Consider the following 18,717-nt stretch of genomic DNA (forward strand, 5'->3'; position numbering starts at 1 on the left):
TCCTCTCCGTGATTAAAATTGGATCGCTAAGCGAGCTTTGGCAATATTTTTTCGGTCAAGAATTAATTCTTTTTCCCGTGTTTTTATGCGTATTTTCAATATCAGCTGTTCAGCATCAACTGATTGGAGAAATCCTTCATATTGTTTTTCTCCATCAACTGGTTGATAAAGAGAAACATGGATATATTCTCCAAGCGCTTTTTCGTAATCTTTCTCTTTTTTTAATGGGCGTTCTGCCCCTGGAGATGATACCTCTAGAAAATAAGCTTGTGGGATAGGATCTGGATCTGCTGCATCAAGTTTTTCGCTAAGTTTTTCGCTAACCCATGCACATTCTTCGATATCGATTCCGCCATCTTTGTCAATGAATACTCGTAAGAACCAACTTTTGCCTTCCTTCACAAATTCTACTTCGACAAGTTCAAAATTTTGTTCCTCTAAAATCGGAGTCACCATTGCTGTGACTGTTTCAACGACGCTACTCAAAAAGTTCGCCTCCTTAAAATTGCTTCCGTAATTCCATTAAAAAGAGTGAGCGAAAATTCCGCTCACTCACAGTTAGTATCATTACCTATAAATAACTATACCATATTTCATTTAAAATGACAAGCTTCCACGCTAACCCTTGATTAGAACATATCAAACAAGGAAAGTTGGTTTTCATCTGGAAGGTCTTTCAATACCCCGTTGTCGTTCATATACTCAATCAACGTTTTAGAAACTTTTCCTCGTGTAGCAAGATCTTCTTTTGATAAGAATGGTCCATCTTTTCGTGCTTCAACGATTTGTTTTGCAACGTTTGTTCCTAAACTTGGGACAGCTCTAAACGGTGCGATCAATGTGTCTCCTTCGATCACGAAGTTCACGGCATCTGATTTATATAGATCGATCATGCCAAAATGGAAGCCTCTTTCCAACATTTCATTCGCTAATTCAAGGACGGTCAACTGATTTTTCTCTTTGACTGAGGCATCCAAACCTTTATCTGTGATTTCTTTCATCGCTTGTTTTACCGCATCTTTCCCTTTACACATAGCCACAAGATTAAAATCATCCGCTCGAACTGAGAAATAGGCACAATAGTATAAAATAGGGAAATAGACTTTAAAATAAGCTACACGTAAGGCCATCAAAACATAAGCCGCTGCATGGGCTTTTGGGAACATATATTTGATTTTAGAACAAGAATCAATGTACCAATCTGGAACATTGTTTTCTTTCATGGCGGATAGATAGGTTTCTCGTAATTCATCAGGGATCTTGTTCCATAGCCCTTTACGAACGGTTTCCATAATCTTAAAAGCCATCCCACTATCTAATCCAGCATGGATCAAGTAAACCATGATATCATCCCGACAACCAATTACTTCAGCCAAAGTTGCATCCCCACGTTTGATCAATTCTTCTGCATTGCCTAACCACACATCGGTCCCATGTGATAATCCGGAAATCTGTAAGAGTTCAGCAAAAGTCGTTGGATGTGTTTCTTCCAACATTCCCCGAACAAAGCGTGTCCCAAACTCTGGGATACCTAGTGTCCCTGTTTTAGAATAAATCTGTTCACTGGTAACGTTCAAGACATCTGGACCGGCAAAAATTCTCATTACTTCTGGATCGTCAGTTGGGATCGTTTGTGGATCGATTCCCGATAAATCCTGCAACATACGGATTACTGTCGGATCATCATGTCCCAGAATATCAAGCTTCAGTACATTATCATGGATAGAATGGAAATCAAAATGCGTTGTTTTCCATTCTGAATTTTGATCATCTGCTGGATATTGGATCGGTGTAAAATCATATACGTCCATGTAATCGGGAATAACGATGATCCCCCCTGGATGTTGTCCAGTCGTTCGCTTCACGCCAGTCGCACCTTTGGCTAATCGATCAACTTCAGCACTGCGAAATTGTAAATTATGATCTCGCTCATAACCTTTAACAAAGCCATAAGCTGTTTTATCGGCAATTGTACCGATTGTTCCTGCTCGATAAACATATTCTTCCCCAAACAAAACTTTCGTATAGTTGTGCGCTTCTGCTTGGTAATCACCTGAAAAGTTCAAATCGATATCTGGTACTTTGTCTCCATGGAACCCTAAGAACGTTTCAAAAGGAATATCATGGCCATCTTTATTTAATCGTGCGCCACATTTCGGACATTTTTTTTCAGGCATATCAAACCCCGAACCGTAAGTACCATCTTCAAAGAATTCTGAATACTGGCAATCAGGACAATAATAGTGAGGGGCTAATGGATTTACTTCAGTGATCCCAGTCATTGTCGCAACAAAACTAGAACCAACTGATCCACGTGAACCAACTAAATAACCATCTTCGTTACTTTTATGCACCAGTTTTTGCGCAATCAAATAGATCACAGAAAACCCATTCCCGTTGATCGAATTCAATTCTTTTTCTAATCGTTTTTCAATGATTTCTGGTAATGGATCACCGTACAACTGTTTAGCTCTGGTATAACTCAAATCAGAAATCTCTTCTTCAGATCCAGGAATTTTTGGCGTATACAAATCATCTTTCACCGGAATGACCTCTTCACAAAGGTCAGCAATCTTATTCGTATTGTCAACGACGATTTCTTTCGCTAGATCTTTTCCTAAAAAGTTAAAAGCAGTCAACATCTCATCTGTTGTTCTAAAATGCACATCAGGCAAACTATGTCGGTTCAACGGATTAGCCCCACCCATTGAATTAATCAAAATCTTCCGATAGATTGCATCTTCTTCATTAAGGTAATGAACATTCCCAGTAGCAACGACGATTTTGTCCAATGACTTTCCGATTTCAACTAGATTTTTGATGATTTCTTCTAAATCATGTTCATTTTTGACTAGTTCTTGCTCAAGCAATGGTGCATAGACCGCTTTTGGCATCACTTCAATATAATCATAAAATTTTGCTCGATTTCTAGCTTCTTCAATTCCTTTTTGCATCATTGCTTCGAAAATCTCACCTTTATCACAAGCAGAGCCAATGAAAAGATTCTCACGTAATTTCTTCAGTTGTGAACGAGGAATACGTGGGACACGTTCAAAATATTCCACATTCGACATCGAGATTAATTTGAATAAATCTTTTAATCCAGCTTGATTTTTCGCTAAGATCGTCACATGAAATGGCCTTGCTCGTTTATACGAATCGCCTTCTCCCACATGAGCATTGAGTTGATCATGGTAGAGCATCTCATGGTTTTCCATTGCTTCTTTAACGAAAATCCATGCTAAATGACCTGTCGCTTCAGCATCGTAAATCGCTCGGTGATGCTGTTCAAGACTGACACCAAATTTTTTAGATAACACACCTAGACCAAATCGTTTAAATTGAGGATACAGATATCTGGCTAATTCTAGCGTATCGATGACTGGATTCGTCGCCTCTGGGATTCCATATTTTGCATAACTTGTATTCAAGAATCCCATATCAAACGCGGCATTATGGGCGACCAGAATCGAATCTTTTGAAAACTCGAGAAACAGACGTAGGACTTCTTCTTCTGATTTAGATCCTCGTACCATTTCATCTGTGATCCCAGTTAGATCAATCGTTGTGCGGGAAAGTGGGTGTCCAGGATCAATAAATTCATCAAAGCTTTCAATGACATTCCCTTTATACATCTTGACCGCAGCTAATTCGATGATCGTATCATAAACAGCAGATAGTCCAGTGGTTTCCACGTCAAATACGACATATGTTCCTTCATTCAAAGAAACATGTTCATCATTGTAAGCAATCGGCACACCATCATCTACAACATTGGCTTCTACCCCATAAAGAATTTTTACGCCTGCTTTTTTACCGGCACTATGCGCTTCAGGAAATGCTTGTGCCCCTCCATGATCCGTGATCGCAATCGCTTTGTGTCCCCATTTTCCAGCTTGAGCCACAAGGTCAGAGATACTATTGGTTGCATCCATCGTACTCATATTACTATGAACATGTAATTCCACTCGTTTCTCATCGTCAGGAGCATAGTCTTTACGAGGTGCATGCTTCACCTCAATGATATCTTGTGCATTCATCACCAGGTCTCGCACAAATGTATCTTCTTGGATACTTCCTCTAACTTTTAACCAGCTTCCTACGCTGATTGCATCAAAGATTTGTTCATCTTTTTCATTATTTGAAAATTTCTTAACAATAAAAGAAGAAGTATAATCGGTGATTTTTAACGTTAGAATCTTACGTTTTGAACGTAGCTCACGCACTTCTTTATCAAATACATAGCCTTCCAAGGTCACACGACGTTCTTCTTCAACGATATTGATCATTGGTATTGTCGGTTCATCTGCTGGAATATTACGACCTAACTGGATCGGTCCATCTAGTACAGGAAGTTGCTCTTTTCTTTCTTTTTTCTTTTGTTCATGGACAATCAAACTTTCCGCAGCTTGCTTCATGAACGCTTCTGCTTGTTCTTGCTTCCGCTCTTCAAACAGTTTTAGCACACGTTCTGCTTGTTCTTCATCAATTTCAGGTTCGATACGAAATTTAGGGAACCCGTAGCTGACAAACAGCGTTTCAACTAAAGGTAGATATTGTTGCTTTAAATAATTAATAGCGCCATTACTATCGACTGGCAAGACAATTTTCTTTTCCTTCAATATAGGGACTTGTGTTTTTAAAACTTGTTGAGCCAACGGCGTATCGCATTGTTGGCTTTCTAAAGCTTGTGCCCAATAATCTTGTAATAATTTTTCATCAAACTGCTGATCATCAGCTTTGATAGTTAATCTGATCTGTGCAATATCTTTAAATGCCAGTGTCAAATTTTGGAGCAATGATCGATAAAGCATGATCGGTAAAATTTGAGTAAAGTGTAGGGTAAACTCCCACAATCTTGATTTGCGGTGAACCACTACACGCTCCATTTCGCCAGCAGAGATTAGTGGATGATTTTTTTCCACTTCTTCTAGTTGGATTTGTTCCAACAATTTTTCAAATAACTCTCGTTTTTCTGACAAAACCATACGCCCTTTCTGACGAGGACAAATCAATGCTATTTCATTTGAACCTCTTCTTCTTTCAGTACTATTTAGTATACCCGTTTTTACATGGATTTACATTAAAAAAACGACAAAGAATTTTCTTTCTCGTTCTAAATCGTTGATTACTTAGCTAAATGAATCCTCACAACGTAAGCTGATTGGTACTCCTTGCTCTTGCAACGTAGTAACATGCAGTTCGCCCCAATCACATAACGCATCTAACACACTACTTAATGTTTGACCATATTCACTTAAGGAATAAACAACTTTTGGTGGAACCTGATGATATGAGGTTCGTACAACAATACCGTCTGCTTCTAATTCACGCAATTGTTGAGTCAACATCTTTTGGCTAAGATTAGGAATTTTTCGTTTTAAGTCGCTGGGACGAAGCGGACTGTGACGCAGGTTGCATAAAATAATCGGTTTCCATTTCCCACCGATAACATCCATCGTGGCTTCTACACCAATATTATACGTTTTTTCAATCATATTTCCCTCCTAAAATCCTTTTACTATCCAATAGTTACTTTTTAGACACTATAGCACAATAAAGTAGGTACTATCTATTAGAGCCTATCTAGTATACATTATATCTATTGAAAATTAAAGGAGGAGTATAGATGATCCATTCATTGAATGATCGAATCATGTTAAATAACCAAATAGAAATTTCAGGGATAGGACTTGGTGTCTTTCAAATCCCTGATACCCAAACTGCTGAAGTAGTCAAAGAAGGCATTGTAAAGGGCTATCGGTTGATTGATACTGCTCAAATATATGATAATGAAATTGGTACAGGAATCGGAATCAAAGAAGGGCTGAAAGCTGCTGGAATTTCTCGAGAAGAACTATTCGTAACCTCCAAAGTCTGGAACGATCATTTAACCTATGACGAAACGATCCAAGCTTTTGAAACCAGTTTAGCACGTCTAGGACTAGACTATCTAGATCTTTATTTAATCCATTGGCCTGGCGAAGATGCATTTTTAGAGTCATGGCGTGCTTTGGAAAAATTATATCAAGCGGGGAAAATCAAAGCGATTGGTGTTAGCAATTTTCAAATCACTCATTTAGAAAAATTATTGACACATGCGAATGTCATTCCTGTTCTCAACCAAGTGGAACTACATCCAAAGTTATCTCAAATTGAACTACGCAATTTCTGCGCAAAACATGCAATAAAGATCCAAGCGTGGTCCCCTTTGATGCAAGGGAAACTATTGAATCATCCAACTATAGTAGAGATTGCTGAAGCGCATCATATTACTCCAGCCCAAGTAATCTTACGTTGGGATGTCCAGCAAGACATCTTATTAGTGGTCAAGTCAGTTAAGCCCGAACGAATGAAAAGTAATGCTGACATTTTTGATTTCGTTCTTTCTGAAGATGAAATGACGGTTTTGAATGCACTGAACGATCATTTTCGGGTAGGACCAAATCCTGATACATTCGATTTTAAATAAAGGAGGAAGATGTAAGATGGAACTAGGTTTATCTCATAAGGTTGCGTTAGTCACTGGCTCAACAAAAGGCATCGGAAAGGCCATTGCGATCGAATTGGCAAAAGAAGGTGCAGATGTCATCATCAACGGTCGTCACGCACCGCTTGTTGATCAAGTGGTCACTGAATTAAAAGCAAAATTCCCCCAAACTAACCCTCAGCGTGCGCCATTTGATTTAGCAGATCCAGAAGCACGGCAAGAACTGTTTACGCAATTTCCTACAGTAGATATTTTGATCAATAATATGGGGATTTTTGAACCGATGGATTATTTAGCTATCACAGATGATATTTGGGAACATTTTTTCCAAGTCAATGTACTTGCTGGAAATGCATTAGCCAAAAATTATTTACCTAAAATGTTGAAGCAAGATTTTGGTCGTATCCTTTTTATTGCGAGTGAAGAAGCAGTGATGCCTTCAGGTGAAATGGCCCAATACAGTATGACCAAAACGATGAATCTTTCTTTAGCAAAAAGTTTATCCAAATTGACTGTTGGCTCTCAAGTGACCGTCAACACGATCATGCCTGGCTCCACCTTGACAGAGGGCGTTCAAGAAATGTTAACAACAATGTACGCAGACAGCCAATTGCCTGAATCTGAATGGGAACAAGATTTTATGAAAAATCATCGTCCACTCTCACAGATCCAACGCTTGATCCGACCAGAAGAAATCGGGCGTTTTGTTGCCTTTGTTTCTAGCCCCTATGCAACTTCTTTTTCTGGCGCTGCCTTGCGACTTGATGGAGGATTGGTGCCAACGATTTATTAAGAACGATTTTGTAACACAAATCAATTTCTTCTTACTAAAGAGCCAGTATGATTTTTCATTCGAACAAATGTGAGAAACAAAAAACGAAGGATACCGAGCCAAAATTTGCCTCAGTCTCATTAGAAAAAAGACAAGCCCAACTATTTGTTAGGCTTGTCTTTCATTTCAAGCAAGAATTTTCTTTCTTGACTGTATTTTATTGATTTAAAAGAATGGGTAACGTATTTGCTAGCTCTTCTTTGCGAACTTCAACCATTTCCCCAGTTTTCTTAATTTTGACTTCAACGATACCATCCACCGCTTTTTTACCTACTGTAATTCTAATTGGACAGCCAATTAAATCGGAATCTGCAAATTTCACACCTGCACGCTCATTACGATCGTCAACGAGTACTTGATAACCAGCAGCTAACATCGTTTGTTCAACTTCTTCGGTTAAGTTCGTTTGGTTTTCGTCTTTTAGATTCATTTGAACAACATGTAAATCAAAAGGCGCGATTCCTTTAGGCCAGTTAATGCCATTTTCATCTGAATTTTGTTCAACGATTGCTGAAAGCAGACGACTTACGCCAATTCCGTAACAACCCATAATGACAAATTTTTCACGTCCATTTTCATCTAATACGGTTGCGCCCATTGATTCACTATAGCGTGTGCCTAATTTAAAGATATGTCCGATTTCGATTCCACGTGTAAATGCCAATACACCATTATTATCAGGTGATGGATCTCCTTCTTGAACAAAGCGAAGGTCTTCATATGAGATCACTTCAAAATCTCGTTCTGGGTTGACATTCACATAATGGAACCCAGTTTCATTCGCTCCCGTAATAGCGTTCGCTAAGTCTTGGACATGACGATCAGCGTAGACTTTTACTTCTTCTGCTACACCGATTGGACCAACAGAGCCGAAATCTGCTCCTAGGTATTTTTGAGCATCTTCTTCTGTTGCTTCTTCTAAGAAATCAACCGCTAAAAAGTTTTTCAGTTTCACATCATTGACATCGTGATCCCCACGTACTAATACCAATACTGGGTTTTCGTCTGCCATAAATAAAACAGATTTGATGATTTTTTGTGGCTCAGTTTCAAAGAAGTTCGCTACTTCTTCAATCGTTTTTACATCTGGTGTCGCAATTTTTTCTAATTCAAGTTGTGTTTCATGTGATTTTTTAGGGACATAATAACTTGTCGCCATTTCTAAGTTAGCGGCATAATCGCTTTCTGTTGAGTAACAGATCGTATCTTCACCGATTTCTGAGATCGCCATGAATTCTTTTGAATCTTTACCACCCATTGCGCCACCATCACCAATGATTGCTCGGAAATCTAACCCACAACGTTTGAAAATCTCAGTATATGCTTTTTCATAATCTTTATACGCTTCATCTAAACTTTCTTCTGATGAATGGAAAGAGTAAGCATCTTTCATAATAAATTCTCTGCCACGTAATAACCCAAACCGTGGACGTTTTTCATCACGATATTTTGTCTGGATTTGGTAAAGGTTCAACGGCAATTTTTTATAGGAATTGACTTCATTGCGAATCAATTCAGTAAATGTTTCTTCATGAGTTGGACCTAAGATCATTTTGCGATCATTACGATCATTGAGACGATATAAATTTGGGCCGTAAGTTTCATAACGACCAGATTCTTCCCACAATTCCGCAGGTAAGAGAGCTGGCATCAACATTTCGACAGCGCCAATCTTTTCAAATTCTTCACGCATGATCGTTTTTAATTTTTCCAATACACGATTAGCAAGAGGCAAATAAGAATAAATACCAGCTGAAACTTGGCGAATATACCCTGCTCTTAATAAAATTTGATGACTTAGTACTTCTGCATCATTTGGAACTTCTCGTAATGTTGGAATCAACATTTTTGATTGTCTCATTCTATATACTCCTTCATTTCTCATATAATCATTTATCGTTTGTAATTATACCCTATTTATAAACTTTTTCTAGAAAAAGAATCGTTGGATATCATTCCATGTGACTAATACCATTAAAAGCATCAATAAACCGAAGCCTGCTAATGTGATAAAGCCTTCTTTTTCTTGGCTGATTGGTTTTCCACGAATCCCTTCCACGACGTTCAAGACAAGCTTTCCTCCGTCAAGCGCTGGAATTGGTAATAAGTTAACGATTCCCAAATTCATCGAAAGAATGGCCATCAAGCTAATGACCGTTAATATTCCTTGATCTGCAGCTTCTGAAGATAATTGGAACATCATTACAGGACCGCCCAATTTATTTAAACTAAAGTTTGTAAATAATGAGCCTAGTGCTTTAAAAATTTCTAATGAACTACTGAAAGCTTGTTGTGTTCCTCCAATGATTTTGTCAAAAAATCCCGTTTTCATTGGTGCTTTGATTCCTAATTGCCCATATTTTTTTCCATTCGATTCTACCACGCCTGGTGTTACTGAAAGGGTTTGTTTCTGACCATTGCGCTCGACTTCAACATTGAGTTTTTTCCCAGGATTCTCGGTGATCGTAGCCGTTAGATCTCCCCAAGAATGAATGGCATTACCATTGATCTCCAAGATTTTATCATTTTCTTTTAAACCAGCAGTTTGTGCTGCACCATTAGGTAAGACTTCGCCAATTTGATTCGTGTTAGTGACTTGAACTCCGCCATGCATAAAAGCAAGCAGAATAAATAACAAAATAGCTAACAAGAAATTATTCATTGGTCCTGCGAAATTCGTCAACATCCGTTGCCATAATTTGGCTGATTGGAACTGCACGTCTTTTGGAGCGATTCGAAGTTCTGTGCCATCTGCTTCAATGATCGAAGCATCATGCGCGACAGAATAAGTCACTTCTTGTTCTTCCTCGCCATTGACATAGCCAGTAATCGTTAATTCTTCTTCAAGATCATAACGAATCAATTCCATCGGGATACTATTTGTAAGCTGTACTTTTTTACTTAAATTGATTTTCTCTACGATACCATCAGAATTTAATAAAAGAGATAACGGCATTCCCGGAGCCATCTCTGTTTCATCGTCCCCGTTTCCTGCCATCCTCACATAACCTCCGATTGGCAATAAACGTAGTGTATAGGTAGTTCCGTCCTTAGCTTGATGCCCATAAATTTTGGGTCCCATACCAATTGCAAACTCTCGAACGAGAATTCCTGATCGTTTCGCAAAGAAGAAGTGTCCAAATTCATGAACAATGACCAAAATGCCAAAAACAATAATAAATGTAATAATTGTTTTCATTTTACATTCTCCTTTACTTTTTTTTAGGTTAAATAAAACATCTTAATTTTACCATATTAATAGCTATTCACCAATAGCCCTAGTTTTTTTAAAGAAAAGAGGTGGCGCTGGAAATAATCAATTTTTAGAAATAAGCCAAATAATCCAAAACTATTTTTCTTCTGGATTATTCGGCTTATTTTCTGAACGAACAACTTCTAAGACACCACGTATTCTTTTTTGAGTAAGATGTGAACATAAAGCTCGCATATTGATTTGAAAAAAGATAATGCTTCATTCCCATACCCATATTTAGTTAACAACTCATTGGCATCCTATTAAACTATTGTTATTTATAAATGAGTAGACGATTAGGCAAGTGCTCATTCAAGTCTTTGATGATCACTAAATCAATCCAAATAAATGCATGATTGGAAAGACAAAAAGCAAACTATCAAAACGATCTAGTATCCCGCCATGCCCTGGTAAGATATTCCCAGAATCTTTGACATCGTAGTGACGTTTGATCGAAGATTCAACGAGATCACCAAATTGTCCCACGATCGATAAGAGCATCGTTACAAGGAGCATGAAGAACAGCCCATGTCCAAATAATTCTTTGGCTGGATAGAACAAGAAGTACAACAAAGCAACGACTAATGCACTAGCAATACCACCTAATGCTCCTTCGATTGTTTTATTTGGTGAAACATCTGGACTTAACTTATGTTTTCCGTATTGTCTTCCAACCATATAAGCACCGATATCAGTTGCCCAAACGACAAATAATCCAAAGAGCAAGACTGCCAAACCTTCTGTTCTTGCATTGACAAAATTTTGAAATCCAATACCTACATATAAACTAGTAATTACCGGGAATCCCGCTTCATCAATCGTATAGGTATTCTTTGAAATAACTGATGTTCCTAGCAAGATCATGACGATCAAGTAAAAGAGCATAAACGTGCTTGTCTTCTCCGATAAAAAGAAAAACCAACGTTCTTTTGGCAGAACTAAAATGACTGCTCCAATCGCTGATAATATTCCTTCAAAACTTAACAACGTCAAGCCCTTCATACGGAATAACTCATAGACACCGACGACTGCTAACAAAGCTGCTACAAATTCGATTGTGATTCCACCGATCCATATAATTGGTATAAATAGGACCAGGGCAATAGCAGCTGTGATCACTCGTTGCTTCATGACTGATCTCCTTCTTTCTCTGTTTTCTTCACGCCACCGAAACGACGGTCTCTGTTTTGAAATGCTGCGATTGCTTCTTCTAGATGCGCCCCATCAAAATCAGGCCACAAAGCTTTTGTGAAATACAATTCGCTGTATGCAAGTTGCCAAAGCAAGAAGTTACTAATTCTTTCTTCCCCACTTGTTCGAATAACCAATTCAGGATCCCGCCATTCGGTTGGCAAAAAACCAGTCATGAGATGATCTGCAATCAGTTCTTCGTCAATAGCTTCAATCGCAGTTTCTTCATTTTTGACTTCTTCAGCAATTTTTTTGACTGCTGTCACAATCTCTGCTCTGCTTCCATAATTCAAAGCAAAGTTAAGGATCATTCCAGTATTATCTTTTGTTTGCTCAATTGCTCGACGAACAGCATCTTGTGTATGTTCAGGTAATACTTCTTCATAGCCCATGACACGAACCTGAACGTTTTCTTTGATCAATTCTGGAACAAATGTATCAAAAAAATCCACTGGAAGTTGCATCAAAAAACGGACTTCATCTTTTGGTCGTTTCCAATTTTCTGTTGAAAAAGCATAGAGGGTTAAAACTTTCACACCTAAACGAGAAGCTTGTTTGGTTACTTTTTTAACTGTCTCCATCCCTTCTTTATGTCCAGCAACTCGAGGTAAACGTCGATTTTGGGCCCAACGACCATTTCCGTCCATAATGATTGCGATATGCTGAGGAATGGGACCTTCAGCCGCAAAATGAAAATCACTTTTTTCTTGAATATACTTGTTTTTTTGCGGAAAAAAACGTAACATTCTTTTTCCTCCTATACTTAAAAGTTACCACTATCTTTAGTATTATATCAATTTATCACGTGATTTCCTATGCTGGATTACTTTTTTTAGTTATTTCTACGACTTTTTTCTTATTTTTTAACTTTTGCTATAAAAAAAGCCTAGGACAAGAAATCGTCCAAGGCTTTTTAGTAGGTGTAAAAATACATAAACAGCATTGATAAAAGACTGATTCTACCAAGCTTTATGATTAAACTTCCAGTAATTCTTGTTCTTTGTCACTAGCGATTTTATCTACTTCTTTGATGCTTTCATCGGTTAGTTTTTGTACTTCTTTTTCTAATCCACGTAGATCATCTTCTGTGATATCGCCATTTTTTTGTTGTTTTTTGTATTCATCAATTGCATCACGACGAATGTTACGAACAGCGATTTTTGCATTTTCTGCTTCTTTTTTTACATCTTTTGCTAATTCTTTACGACGTTCTTCAGTTAATTGAGGAATAATTAAACGAATGACATTCCCATCATTGGTTGGACTGATTCCAATATCACTTGCCATAATTGCTTTTTCAACATCTTGTAAAATGCTCTTATCAAATGGAGTGATCATTAAAACACGTGCTTCCGGGATTTGGATTGAAGCCATTTGGTTCAAAGGTGTTGGTGCACCATAATAATTAACTGTGATTCGATCAAGTAAACTTGCATTGGCACGTCCTGCACGAATTTGTCCAAGCTCACGTTGTAAATTTTGTGCTGCTTTTTGCATCTTTTCTTTTGCTTCTGTCATAATTGCATCTGCCATTTTTTATTTCCCCCTTACAGTTGTTCCGATATTTTCGCCTAAGATTGCACGACGGATATTTCCATGTTCATTTAAATTAAAGACAAGCAATGGGATGTCATTGTCCATGCTTAGTGAGCTAGCGGTAGAGTCCATTACTTGCAACCCTTTTGCAATCACTTCTAAATGAGTCAATTCTTCAAATTTCACAGCATTTGAATCTAATTTTGGATCAGCTGAATAAACACCATCAACATTGTTTTTAGCCATTAAAATAACATCAGCGCCAATCTCAGCTGCGCGTAATGCTGCAGTGGTGTCTGTTGAAAAGTATGGATTCCCAGTTCCACCTGCAAAAATCACGATTCGGCCTTTTTCTAAATGACGTTCTGCTTTTCTGCGAATATATGGTTCAGCAATTTGTCGCATTTCGATTGATGTTTGGACACGTGTTGGCACACCAACATTTTCCAAAGTATCTTGCAACGCTAAAGCATTCATTACAGTTGCCAGCATCCCCATGTAATCAGCTTGAGCACGTTCCATTCCCATCTGAGCACCGATTTGTCCGCGCCAAATATTGCCGCCGCCTACCACGATTGCCATTTCAACGCCTAATTCGTGTACTTCTTTGATTTCTTGGATGATTTCTTTAATAACAGGCGGTTTGATTCCAAAGCCTTCATTCCCAGCTAAAGCTTCTCCACTTAATTTTAAGACAACACGCTGATATTTCGGTGTGACCATGTTCATTCCTCCAATATTTTCTATTGCTATTTTACCATATTCAGGTAATTTAGCCACTAAAAGTCTAACTATTTGTACCTATGCCTAAAAAAAAGAGCTGTGACATACGTCGCTGCTCCTTTTTAATTCCAAATAAGCATACTATCTAATGTTGATCCAACATTTAAAAAGTGACTCGCAAAATGGATCAACATTAGATAACATATACTCGATTTTCAGAATTATTTTTTCACTTGGTTCATAACTTCTTCAACAAAGTTGTCTTCGCGTTTTTCGATTCCTTCGCCAACTTCAAAGCGTACAAAAGTTTTCACTGTAGCACCTTTAGAAGCAACATATTTTTCAACAGTCATATCAGGATCTTTAACGAATGGTTGGTCAACCAAAGCGATTTCTGCTTTAAATTTCTTCAAGCGTCCTTCTACCATTTTTTCAACGATATTAGCAGGCTTACCTTCGTTTAAAGCTTGTTCTGTAAGAACAGTTTTTTCATGTTCTAATTCAGCTTCAGGAATTTGAGTTTCGTTTACATAGCGAGGATTGATTGCAGCTACGTGCATAGCAACGTCTCTTGCTACAGATTCATCAGTTGTTCCATCTAAAACAGTCAATACAGCGATACGTCCGCCCATGTGTAAGTAACCACCGAAAGCAGCGTTATCTTCTTTTTCAACTACTTCAAAACGACGGAAGCTGATTTTTTCTCCGATTACTTGTGTTGCTTCGATCAAGTCAGATTCGATCGTACCTTTTTCTGTTTTGATCTTCATTGCAGCTTCCATGTCTGCAGGTTTGTTTTCTGCAACAAGTTCAGCGATTTCTTTCACTAGATCTTGGAACATTTCGTTTTTAGAAACAAAGTCTGTTTCTGAGTTAACTTCAACGATTGCTGCAGTATTTCCTTTGATTGCTACTGAAGCTAATCCTTCAGCTGCAATACGATCATTTTTCTTAGCTGCTTTAGCCATTCCTTTTTCACGTAAAAGATCTACTGCTTTTTCCATATCGCCTTCTACTTCAACTAATGCTTTTTTCGCATCCATCATACCTACGCCTGTCATTTCGCGTAGTTCTTTTACCATTTTAGCTGTTACATCTGCCATTATTGTATCCTCCTATAGTTTCTTTTTAAAAAAAGCTGTTTCAAAGGAGAGTGAGGCTTGTCGCCTAGCCTTTGAAACAGCTCCATCATTTAAAAATTATTCTGCTGAAGTGTTGTCGCCTTCTACAACGTCAACGATTTCTTCGATTGAAGTAGCATTGTTTTCTACTACAAAGTCTTCTTCAACTACTTGGTCTTCCCCTTGGTTACCTTCGATAAATGCATCAGCCATTTTTGAAGTAATCAATTTAACGGCACGAATTGCATCGTCATTTGAAGGGATAACTACGTCGATTTCGTCTGGGTCGCAGTTTGTATCAACCATAGCTACGATTGGGATATTTAATTTATGCGCTTCTTGAACAGCAATGCGCTCTTTACGTGGGTCAACGATGTACATTACATCTGGAATTCTTGGCATATCAGCGATACCACCCAAGAATTTTTCAAGACGTTCACGTTGTTTGTTCAAACCAGCAACTTCTTTTTTAGGTAGAACTTCAAAAGTTCCATCTTCTTCCATTGCATTGATTTGTTTCAAACGGCTGATACGTTTTTGGATTGTATCCCAGTTAGTCAATGTTCCACCTAACCAACGATGGTTTACAAAGTATTGTCCAGCACGTGTTGCTTCATCTTTGATTGCTTCTTGTGCTTGTTTTTTCGTACCTACGAATAAAGCCACGCCGCCTTCTTCTGCAACGCTCTTCATGTAGTCATAAGCTGCATCTACTAACTTAACAGTTTTTTGTAAGTCGATGATGTAGATTCCGTTTCTTTCTGTGAAGATATATTTCTTCATTTTTGGGTTCCAGCGACGAGTTTGGTGACCAAAATGTACGCCGGCTTCTAGTAATTGTTTCATTGAAATTACTGCCATTTTTGTTTCCTCCGATTTGGTTTTTATTTTTCCTCTCCCTGTCTTTCACCTCGCTGACAAACTTTTTCAAGCACCTATCAACGATCCAACAGGAATGTGGATTTGTTGATGCAAAAAGCATCTTTAAACATTATACAAGTAACCTACCTGTATAGCAATAGCTAAAGAGACATTCTTGCTCAACATTCAATATTTTACCTGACTTGCTAGTAAATATCAAGAGAAATCTCTAGTTGCCTCTGCATTTATTCTCATCTTTTATGCTTTACTCTCTCATTAACAAATGATCATAATTCCTAGAGTTATCTCATAAATCAGAATAATATTGGGCAACTCGATTTTTTTTTGATATGATACATGTGAAATCTTTCGTAAAGGAGAAAGAATATGCGTAAATCTGAGCGACATTTACTTATTAAACAAGTGATCGGGGAATTTACGATCCGTACACAAGAAGAACTCTTGGCCAAACTGGAGGATTATGGTGTGACAGCGACACAAGCTACGATTTCCAGAGATATTCGTGACTTAAAAATCGTAAAAGTACCAGATGAAAATGGCGTTTCCCATTTTGTTCTTTTTCAAGGAAAAAAAGGACTCGAAGCAAAAACAGATGATGAAAAACGGTTAGTCCAAATGATCGAAGACATCGTGTTAAAAGTGGAACGGGTCCATTTTCTGACGGTCGTCCATACCTTACCAGACAACGCACATCTTTTCGCTGCCGTTTTAGACGATATCAAACCACCTCATATCGTCAGTACGATTGCCGGGTTCGATACAACCATTATCATTTCCAAAGATGAAGAAGAAGCAAAATTGGTGGAAGCCTTCTTACATGCTCCCAAAGAAACAACACTTTTTTAAGCCAACTAAATTTAATCAACGCAGCATGAATCAATGAATGGATGATATCTGTCCCAATCACTTCTATATAAAATAAACCGCCCCTCACGAAAGCTGCTATTATAAGTAAGCCTTTCGCAAGGGACGGTTTATTTGTGTACGTTACTTTTCTTACATTTTATCTGGTGCGTGTAAGCCAAGCAAACGTAAATCTTCTTTTAACAAGACTGTTACAGCATAAACTAATGCTAAACGCGCTTCTTTTTGGTCATCTTCAACTAAAATTTTAGTATGTGCATAATATTTATTAAATGCTTGAGCTAACTTGATTGCATGTTTCGCAATAATAGAAGGTTCGTATTTTTCACCTGCTTGTAAAACAGTTTCTGGGTATTTTTGAATCAATTTTACAACTTCCCAGCTGTTTTCATCATTCAAGGCGTATTCTTGATCTGTCGATGGCGTAAAGTCGGCTTTTGCTAACAAGCTGACAGCACGAGCATGTGTATATTGTACATAAGGTCCTGTTTCACCTTCGAAACGGACAACTTCTTCTAAATTAAAGTCAAATGTATTTAGGCGATCGTTTTTTAAATCATGGAAGATAACTGCGCCAACACCGACTTGTTTAGCTACCACATCTCTATTTTCTAAATCAGGATTTTTCTCACTGATCTGTTCTTTAGCAGAGTCAATGGCTTCATTTAGCACTTCTTCAAGTAAAACAATTTTCCCTTTACGTGTTGATAGTTTTTTACCACCTTGAGTAATCAATCCGAATGGGATGTGATGCATATCATCTGACCAATCAAAGCCTAATTCTTTAAGAACAGCTTTCAATTGTTTGAAGTGATAACTTTGTTCGTTTCCGACAACATACAATGATTGTTTAAAATCATAGGTGCGTTTGCGGTAAAGAGCTGCTGCTAAATCACGAGTGATATAAAGTGTTGCACCATCTGATTTCTTGATCAACGCTGGGTTCAAATCATAAGCTGATAAGTCAACGATTTCAGCACCTTTATCTGCTTGCAATAAATGTTTTTCTTCTAAAAGTTCTACGATTTCATCCATTTTATCGTTATAGAAAGCTTCACCATTTAAAGAATCAAAACGAACTTCTAATAGATCGTAGATTTTATTGAACTCTTTCATAGATTCGTCGCGGAACCATTGCCATAATTCAATGGCTTCTTTGTCGCCTTCTTCCAAACGTTTAAACCATGAACGTGCTTCATCATTCAATTCTGGTTCTGTTTCAGCCACTTCATGGAATTGAACATACAGACGCAACAATTCATTGATTGGTTCAGAACGTACTGCTTCTTCTGAACCCCATTTTTTATAAGCCACAATCAGTTTCCCAAACTGTGTGCCCCAATCTCCTAAATGATTGATACGAATCGGGTTGTAGCCTAATTTTTCCATGATAAATCCGATGGAGTTCCCGATAACTGTAGAACGCAAATGCCCCATTGAAATCGGCTTTGCAATATTAGGAGAAGACATATCGATTGGTACGTTTCCGTTATTTCCGATGGAGCTGTCGCCATAATGTTCTTTTTCTTTCACGACAGAAGCCAAAACTTCTTTACTGATCATCGCTTTATTCATAAAGAAGTTTAAGTAAGGACCAACCACTTCGATTTTTTCAAAGTTTGTTGAATCGATTTTTTCTGCTAGGTCAGCTGCAATTTGTTGAGGGGCTTTTCGATAGATTTTCGCTAATGAAAAGGCAGGAAAGGCTACATCCCCATGGTCTGCAGATTTTGGATTTTCTAATAGTTTTTCTACTTGTTCCATTGTAAGATCGTCTTTGACAACGTCATAGATCGCTTTTGATACAATATCTTTGTTATTCATT

15 protein-coding genes are annotated in these 18,717 nt (G+C 37.9%); 3 read left to right on the forward strand and 12 right to left on the reverse strand.

From position 1 onward, the window contains the following. Window positions 1-12: 12 nt before the first annotated feature. The 3 genes from rimP to AB3H90_RS02325 all read right to left on the reverse strand — a co-directional run bounded on the left by rimP (window position 13) and on the right by AB3H90_RS02325 (window position 5,498). Complete coding sequence (gene rimP, locus AB3H90_RS02315; protein WP_010718882.1) at window positions 13-486, reverse strand: ribosome maturation factor RimP; 474 nt, start codon at window positions 484-486, stop codon at window positions 13-15. Window positions 487-629: 143 nt separating this feature from the next. After that, window positions 630-4,982, reverse strand: coding sequence for a PolC-type DNA polymerase III (locus AB3H90_RS02320; RefSeq protein ID WP_368016097.1), 4,353 nt, complete (start codon window positions 4,980-4,982; stop codon window positions 630-632). A gap of 150 nt (window positions 4,983-5,132) precedes the next feature. Then, window positions 5,133-5,498 carry a helix-turn-helix domain-containing protein gene (locus AB3H90_RS02325; RefSeq protein WP_010737776.1) on the reverse strand — a complete coding sequence of 122 codons (366 nt, stop codon included), beginning with the start codon at window positions 5,496-5,498 and terminating at the stop codon, window positions 5,133-5,135. Between the two features lie 131 nt (window positions 5,499-5,629). On the opposite strand from AB3H90_RS02325, the gene AB3H90_RS02330 reads away from it, so the two are divergent. Both AB3H90_RS02330 and AB3H90_RS02335 read left to right on the forward strand, forming a co-directional pair. Then, window positions 5,630-6,472, forward strand: a complete 843-nt coding sequence (locus tag AB3H90_RS02330; RefSeq protein WP_368016099.1) for an aldo/keto reductase — start codon at window positions 5,630-5,632, stop codon at window positions 6,470-6,472. 16 nt (window positions 6,473-6,488) lie between these two features. Further along, the gene (locus tag AB3H90_RS02335; RefSeq protein WP_368016100.1) at window positions 6,489-7,283 is read left to right on the forward strand and encodes an SDR family NAD(P)-dependent oxidoreductase; all 795 of its coding nucleotides are present in this window, start codon (window positions 6,489-6,491) and stop codon (window positions 7,281-7,283) included. A 196-nt stretch (window positions 7,284-7,479) separates the two neighbouring features. Here AB3H90_RS02335 and AB3H90_RS02340 read toward each other — a convergent pair whose 3' ends face one another. The 8 genes from AB3H90_RS02340 to rpsB form a co-directional block, all read right to left on the reverse strand. Further along, window positions 7,480-9,183, reverse strand: a complete 1,704-nt coding sequence (locus AB3H90_RS02340; RefSeq protein WP_010718877.1) for a proline--tRNA ligase — start codon at window positions 9,181-9,183, stop codon at window positions 7,480-7,482. Window positions 9,184-9,252: 69 nt separating this feature from the next. After that, window positions 9,253-10,521, reverse strand: a complete 1,269-nt coding sequence (gene rseP, locus AB3H90_RS02345; RefSeq protein ID WP_010718876.1) for an RIP metalloprotease RseP — start codon at window positions 10,519-10,521, stop codon at window positions 9,253-9,255. A gap of 384 nt (window positions 10,522-10,905) precedes the next feature. Beyond that, the gene (locus AB3H90_RS02350; protein ID WP_368016101.1) at window positions 10,906-11,706 is read right to left on the reverse strand and encodes a phosphatidate cytidylyltransferase; all 801 of its coding nucleotides are present in this window, start codon (window positions 11,704-11,706) and stop codon (window positions 10,906-10,908) included. Then, window positions 11,703-12,512, reverse strand: coding sequence for an isoprenyl transferase (locus AB3H90_RS02355; protein WP_010718874.1), 810 nt, complete (start codon window positions 12,510-12,512; stop codon window positions 11,703-11,705). Before AB3H90_RS02355 ends, AB3H90_RS02350 begins: the two co-directional genes overlap by 4 nt. A gap of 229 nt (window positions 12,513-12,741) precedes the next feature. Next, window positions 12,742-13,299 carry a ribosome recycling factor gene (gene frr, locus AB3H90_RS02360; RefSeq protein ID WP_010718873.1) on the reverse strand — a complete coding sequence of 186 codons (558 nt, stop codon included), beginning with the start codon at window positions 13,297-13,299 and terminating at the stop codon, window positions 12,742-12,744. A gap of 3 nt (window positions 13,300-13,302) precedes the next feature. Then, window positions 13,303-14,025 (reverse strand): UMP kinase, encoded by a 723-nt coding sequence (pyrH, locus tag AB3H90_RS02365; RefSeq protein ID WP_010718872.1) that lies wholly within the window; start codon window positions 14,023-14,025, stop codon window positions 13,303-13,305. Between the two features lie 221 nt (window positions 14,026-14,246). Further along, window positions 14,247-15,128 (reverse strand): translation elongation factor Ts, encoded by an 882-nt coding sequence (gene tsf, locus AB3H90_RS02370; RefSeq protein WP_010718871.1) that lies wholly within the window; start codon window positions 15,126-15,128, stop codon window positions 14,247-14,249. A gap of 96 nt (window positions 15,129-15,224) precedes the next feature. Then, the gene (gene rpsB / locus AB3H90_RS02375; protein WP_010718870.1) at window positions 15,225-16,007 is read right to left on the reverse strand and encodes a 30S ribosomal protein S2; all 783 of its coding nucleotides are present in this window, start codon (window positions 16,005-16,007) and stop codon (window positions 15,225-15,227) included. 387 nt (window positions 16,008-16,394) lie between these two features. Between rpsB and AB3H90_RS02380 the strand changes: the two genes are divergently transcribed. Then, window positions 16,395-16,874 (forward strand): arginine repressor, encoded by a 480-nt coding sequence (locus AB3H90_RS02380; RefSeq protein WP_010718869.1) that lies wholly within the window; start codon window positions 16,395-16,397, stop codon window positions 16,872-16,874. A gap of 150 nt (window positions 16,875-17,024) precedes the next feature. Here AB3H90_RS02380 and argS read toward each other — a convergent pair whose 3' ends face one another. Then, the gene (gene argS / locus AB3H90_RS02385; RefSeq protein ID WP_368016102.1) at window positions 17,025-18,716 is read right to left on the reverse strand and encodes an arginine--tRNA ligase; all 1,692 of its coding nucleotides are present in this window, start codon (window positions 18,714-18,716) and stop codon (window positions 17,025-17,027) included. Window position 18,717 lies beyond the last annotated feature (1 nt).

The sequence above is a fragment of the Enterococcus sp. C63 genome, assembly GCF_040887215.1.
In the GTDB taxonomy this organism is placed as follows: Bacteria; Bacillota; Bacilli; order Lactobacillales; family Enterococcaceae; genus Enterococcus_B; species Enterococcus_B hirae.

What these genes read in the sequence shown, in the direction of transcription:
- rpsB (WP_010718870.1), bottom strand. Translation starts at nt 16,007, where the DNA reads ATGGCAGTAATTTCAATGAAACAATTACTAGAAGCCGGCGTACATTTT.
- pyrH (WP_010718872.1), bottom strand. Translation starts at nt 14,025, where the DNA reads ATGGTCACACCGAAATATCAGCGTGTTGTCTTAAAATTAAGTGGAGAA.
- AB3H90_RS02355 (WP_010718874.1), bottom strand. Translation starts at nt 12,512, where the DNA reads ATGTTACGTTTTTTTCCGCAAAAAAACAAGTATATTCAAGAAAAAAGT.
- rseP (WP_010718876.1), bottom strand. Translation starts at nt 10,521, where the DNA reads ATGAAAACAATTATTACATTTATTATTGTTTTTGGCATTTTGGTCATT.
- frr (WP_010718873.1), bottom strand. Translation starts at nt 13,299, where the DNA reads ATGGCAGATGCAATTATGACAGAAGCAAAAGAAAAGATGCAAAAAGCA.
- AB3H90_RS02335 (WP_368016100.1), top strand. Translation starts at nt 6,489, where the DNA reads ATGGAACTAGGTTTATCTCATAAGGTTGCGTTAGTCACTGGCTCAACA.
- AB3H90_RS02330 (WP_368016099.1), top strand. Translation starts at nt 5,630, where the DNA reads ATGATCCATTCATTGAATGATCGAATCATGTTAAATAACCAAATAGAA.
- AB3H90_RS02340 (WP_010718877.1), bottom strand. Translation starts at nt 9,183, where the DNA reads ATGAGACAATCAAAAATGTTGATTCCAACATTACGAGAAGTTCCAAAT.
- argS (WP_368016102.1), bottom strand. Translation starts at nt 18,716, where the DNA reads ATGAATAACAAAGATATTGTATCAAAAGCGATCTATGACGTTGTCAAA.
- AB3H90_RS02380 (WP_010718869.1), top strand. Translation starts at nt 16,395, where the DNA reads ATGCGTAAATCTGAGCGACATTTACTTATTAAACAAGTGATCGGGGAA.
- tsf (WP_010718871.1), bottom strand. Translation starts at nt 15,128, where the DNA reads ATGGCAGATGTAACAGCTAAAATGGTAAAAGAACTACGCGAAATGACA.
- AB3H90_RS02350 (WP_368016101.1), bottom strand. Translation starts at nt 11,706, where the DNA reads ATGAAGCAACGAGTGATCACAGCTGCTATTGCCCTGGTCCTATTTATA.
- AB3H90_RS02325 (WP_010737776.1), bottom strand. Translation starts at nt 5,498, where the DNA reads ATGATTGAAAAAACGTATAATATTGGTGTAGAAGCCACGATGGATGTT.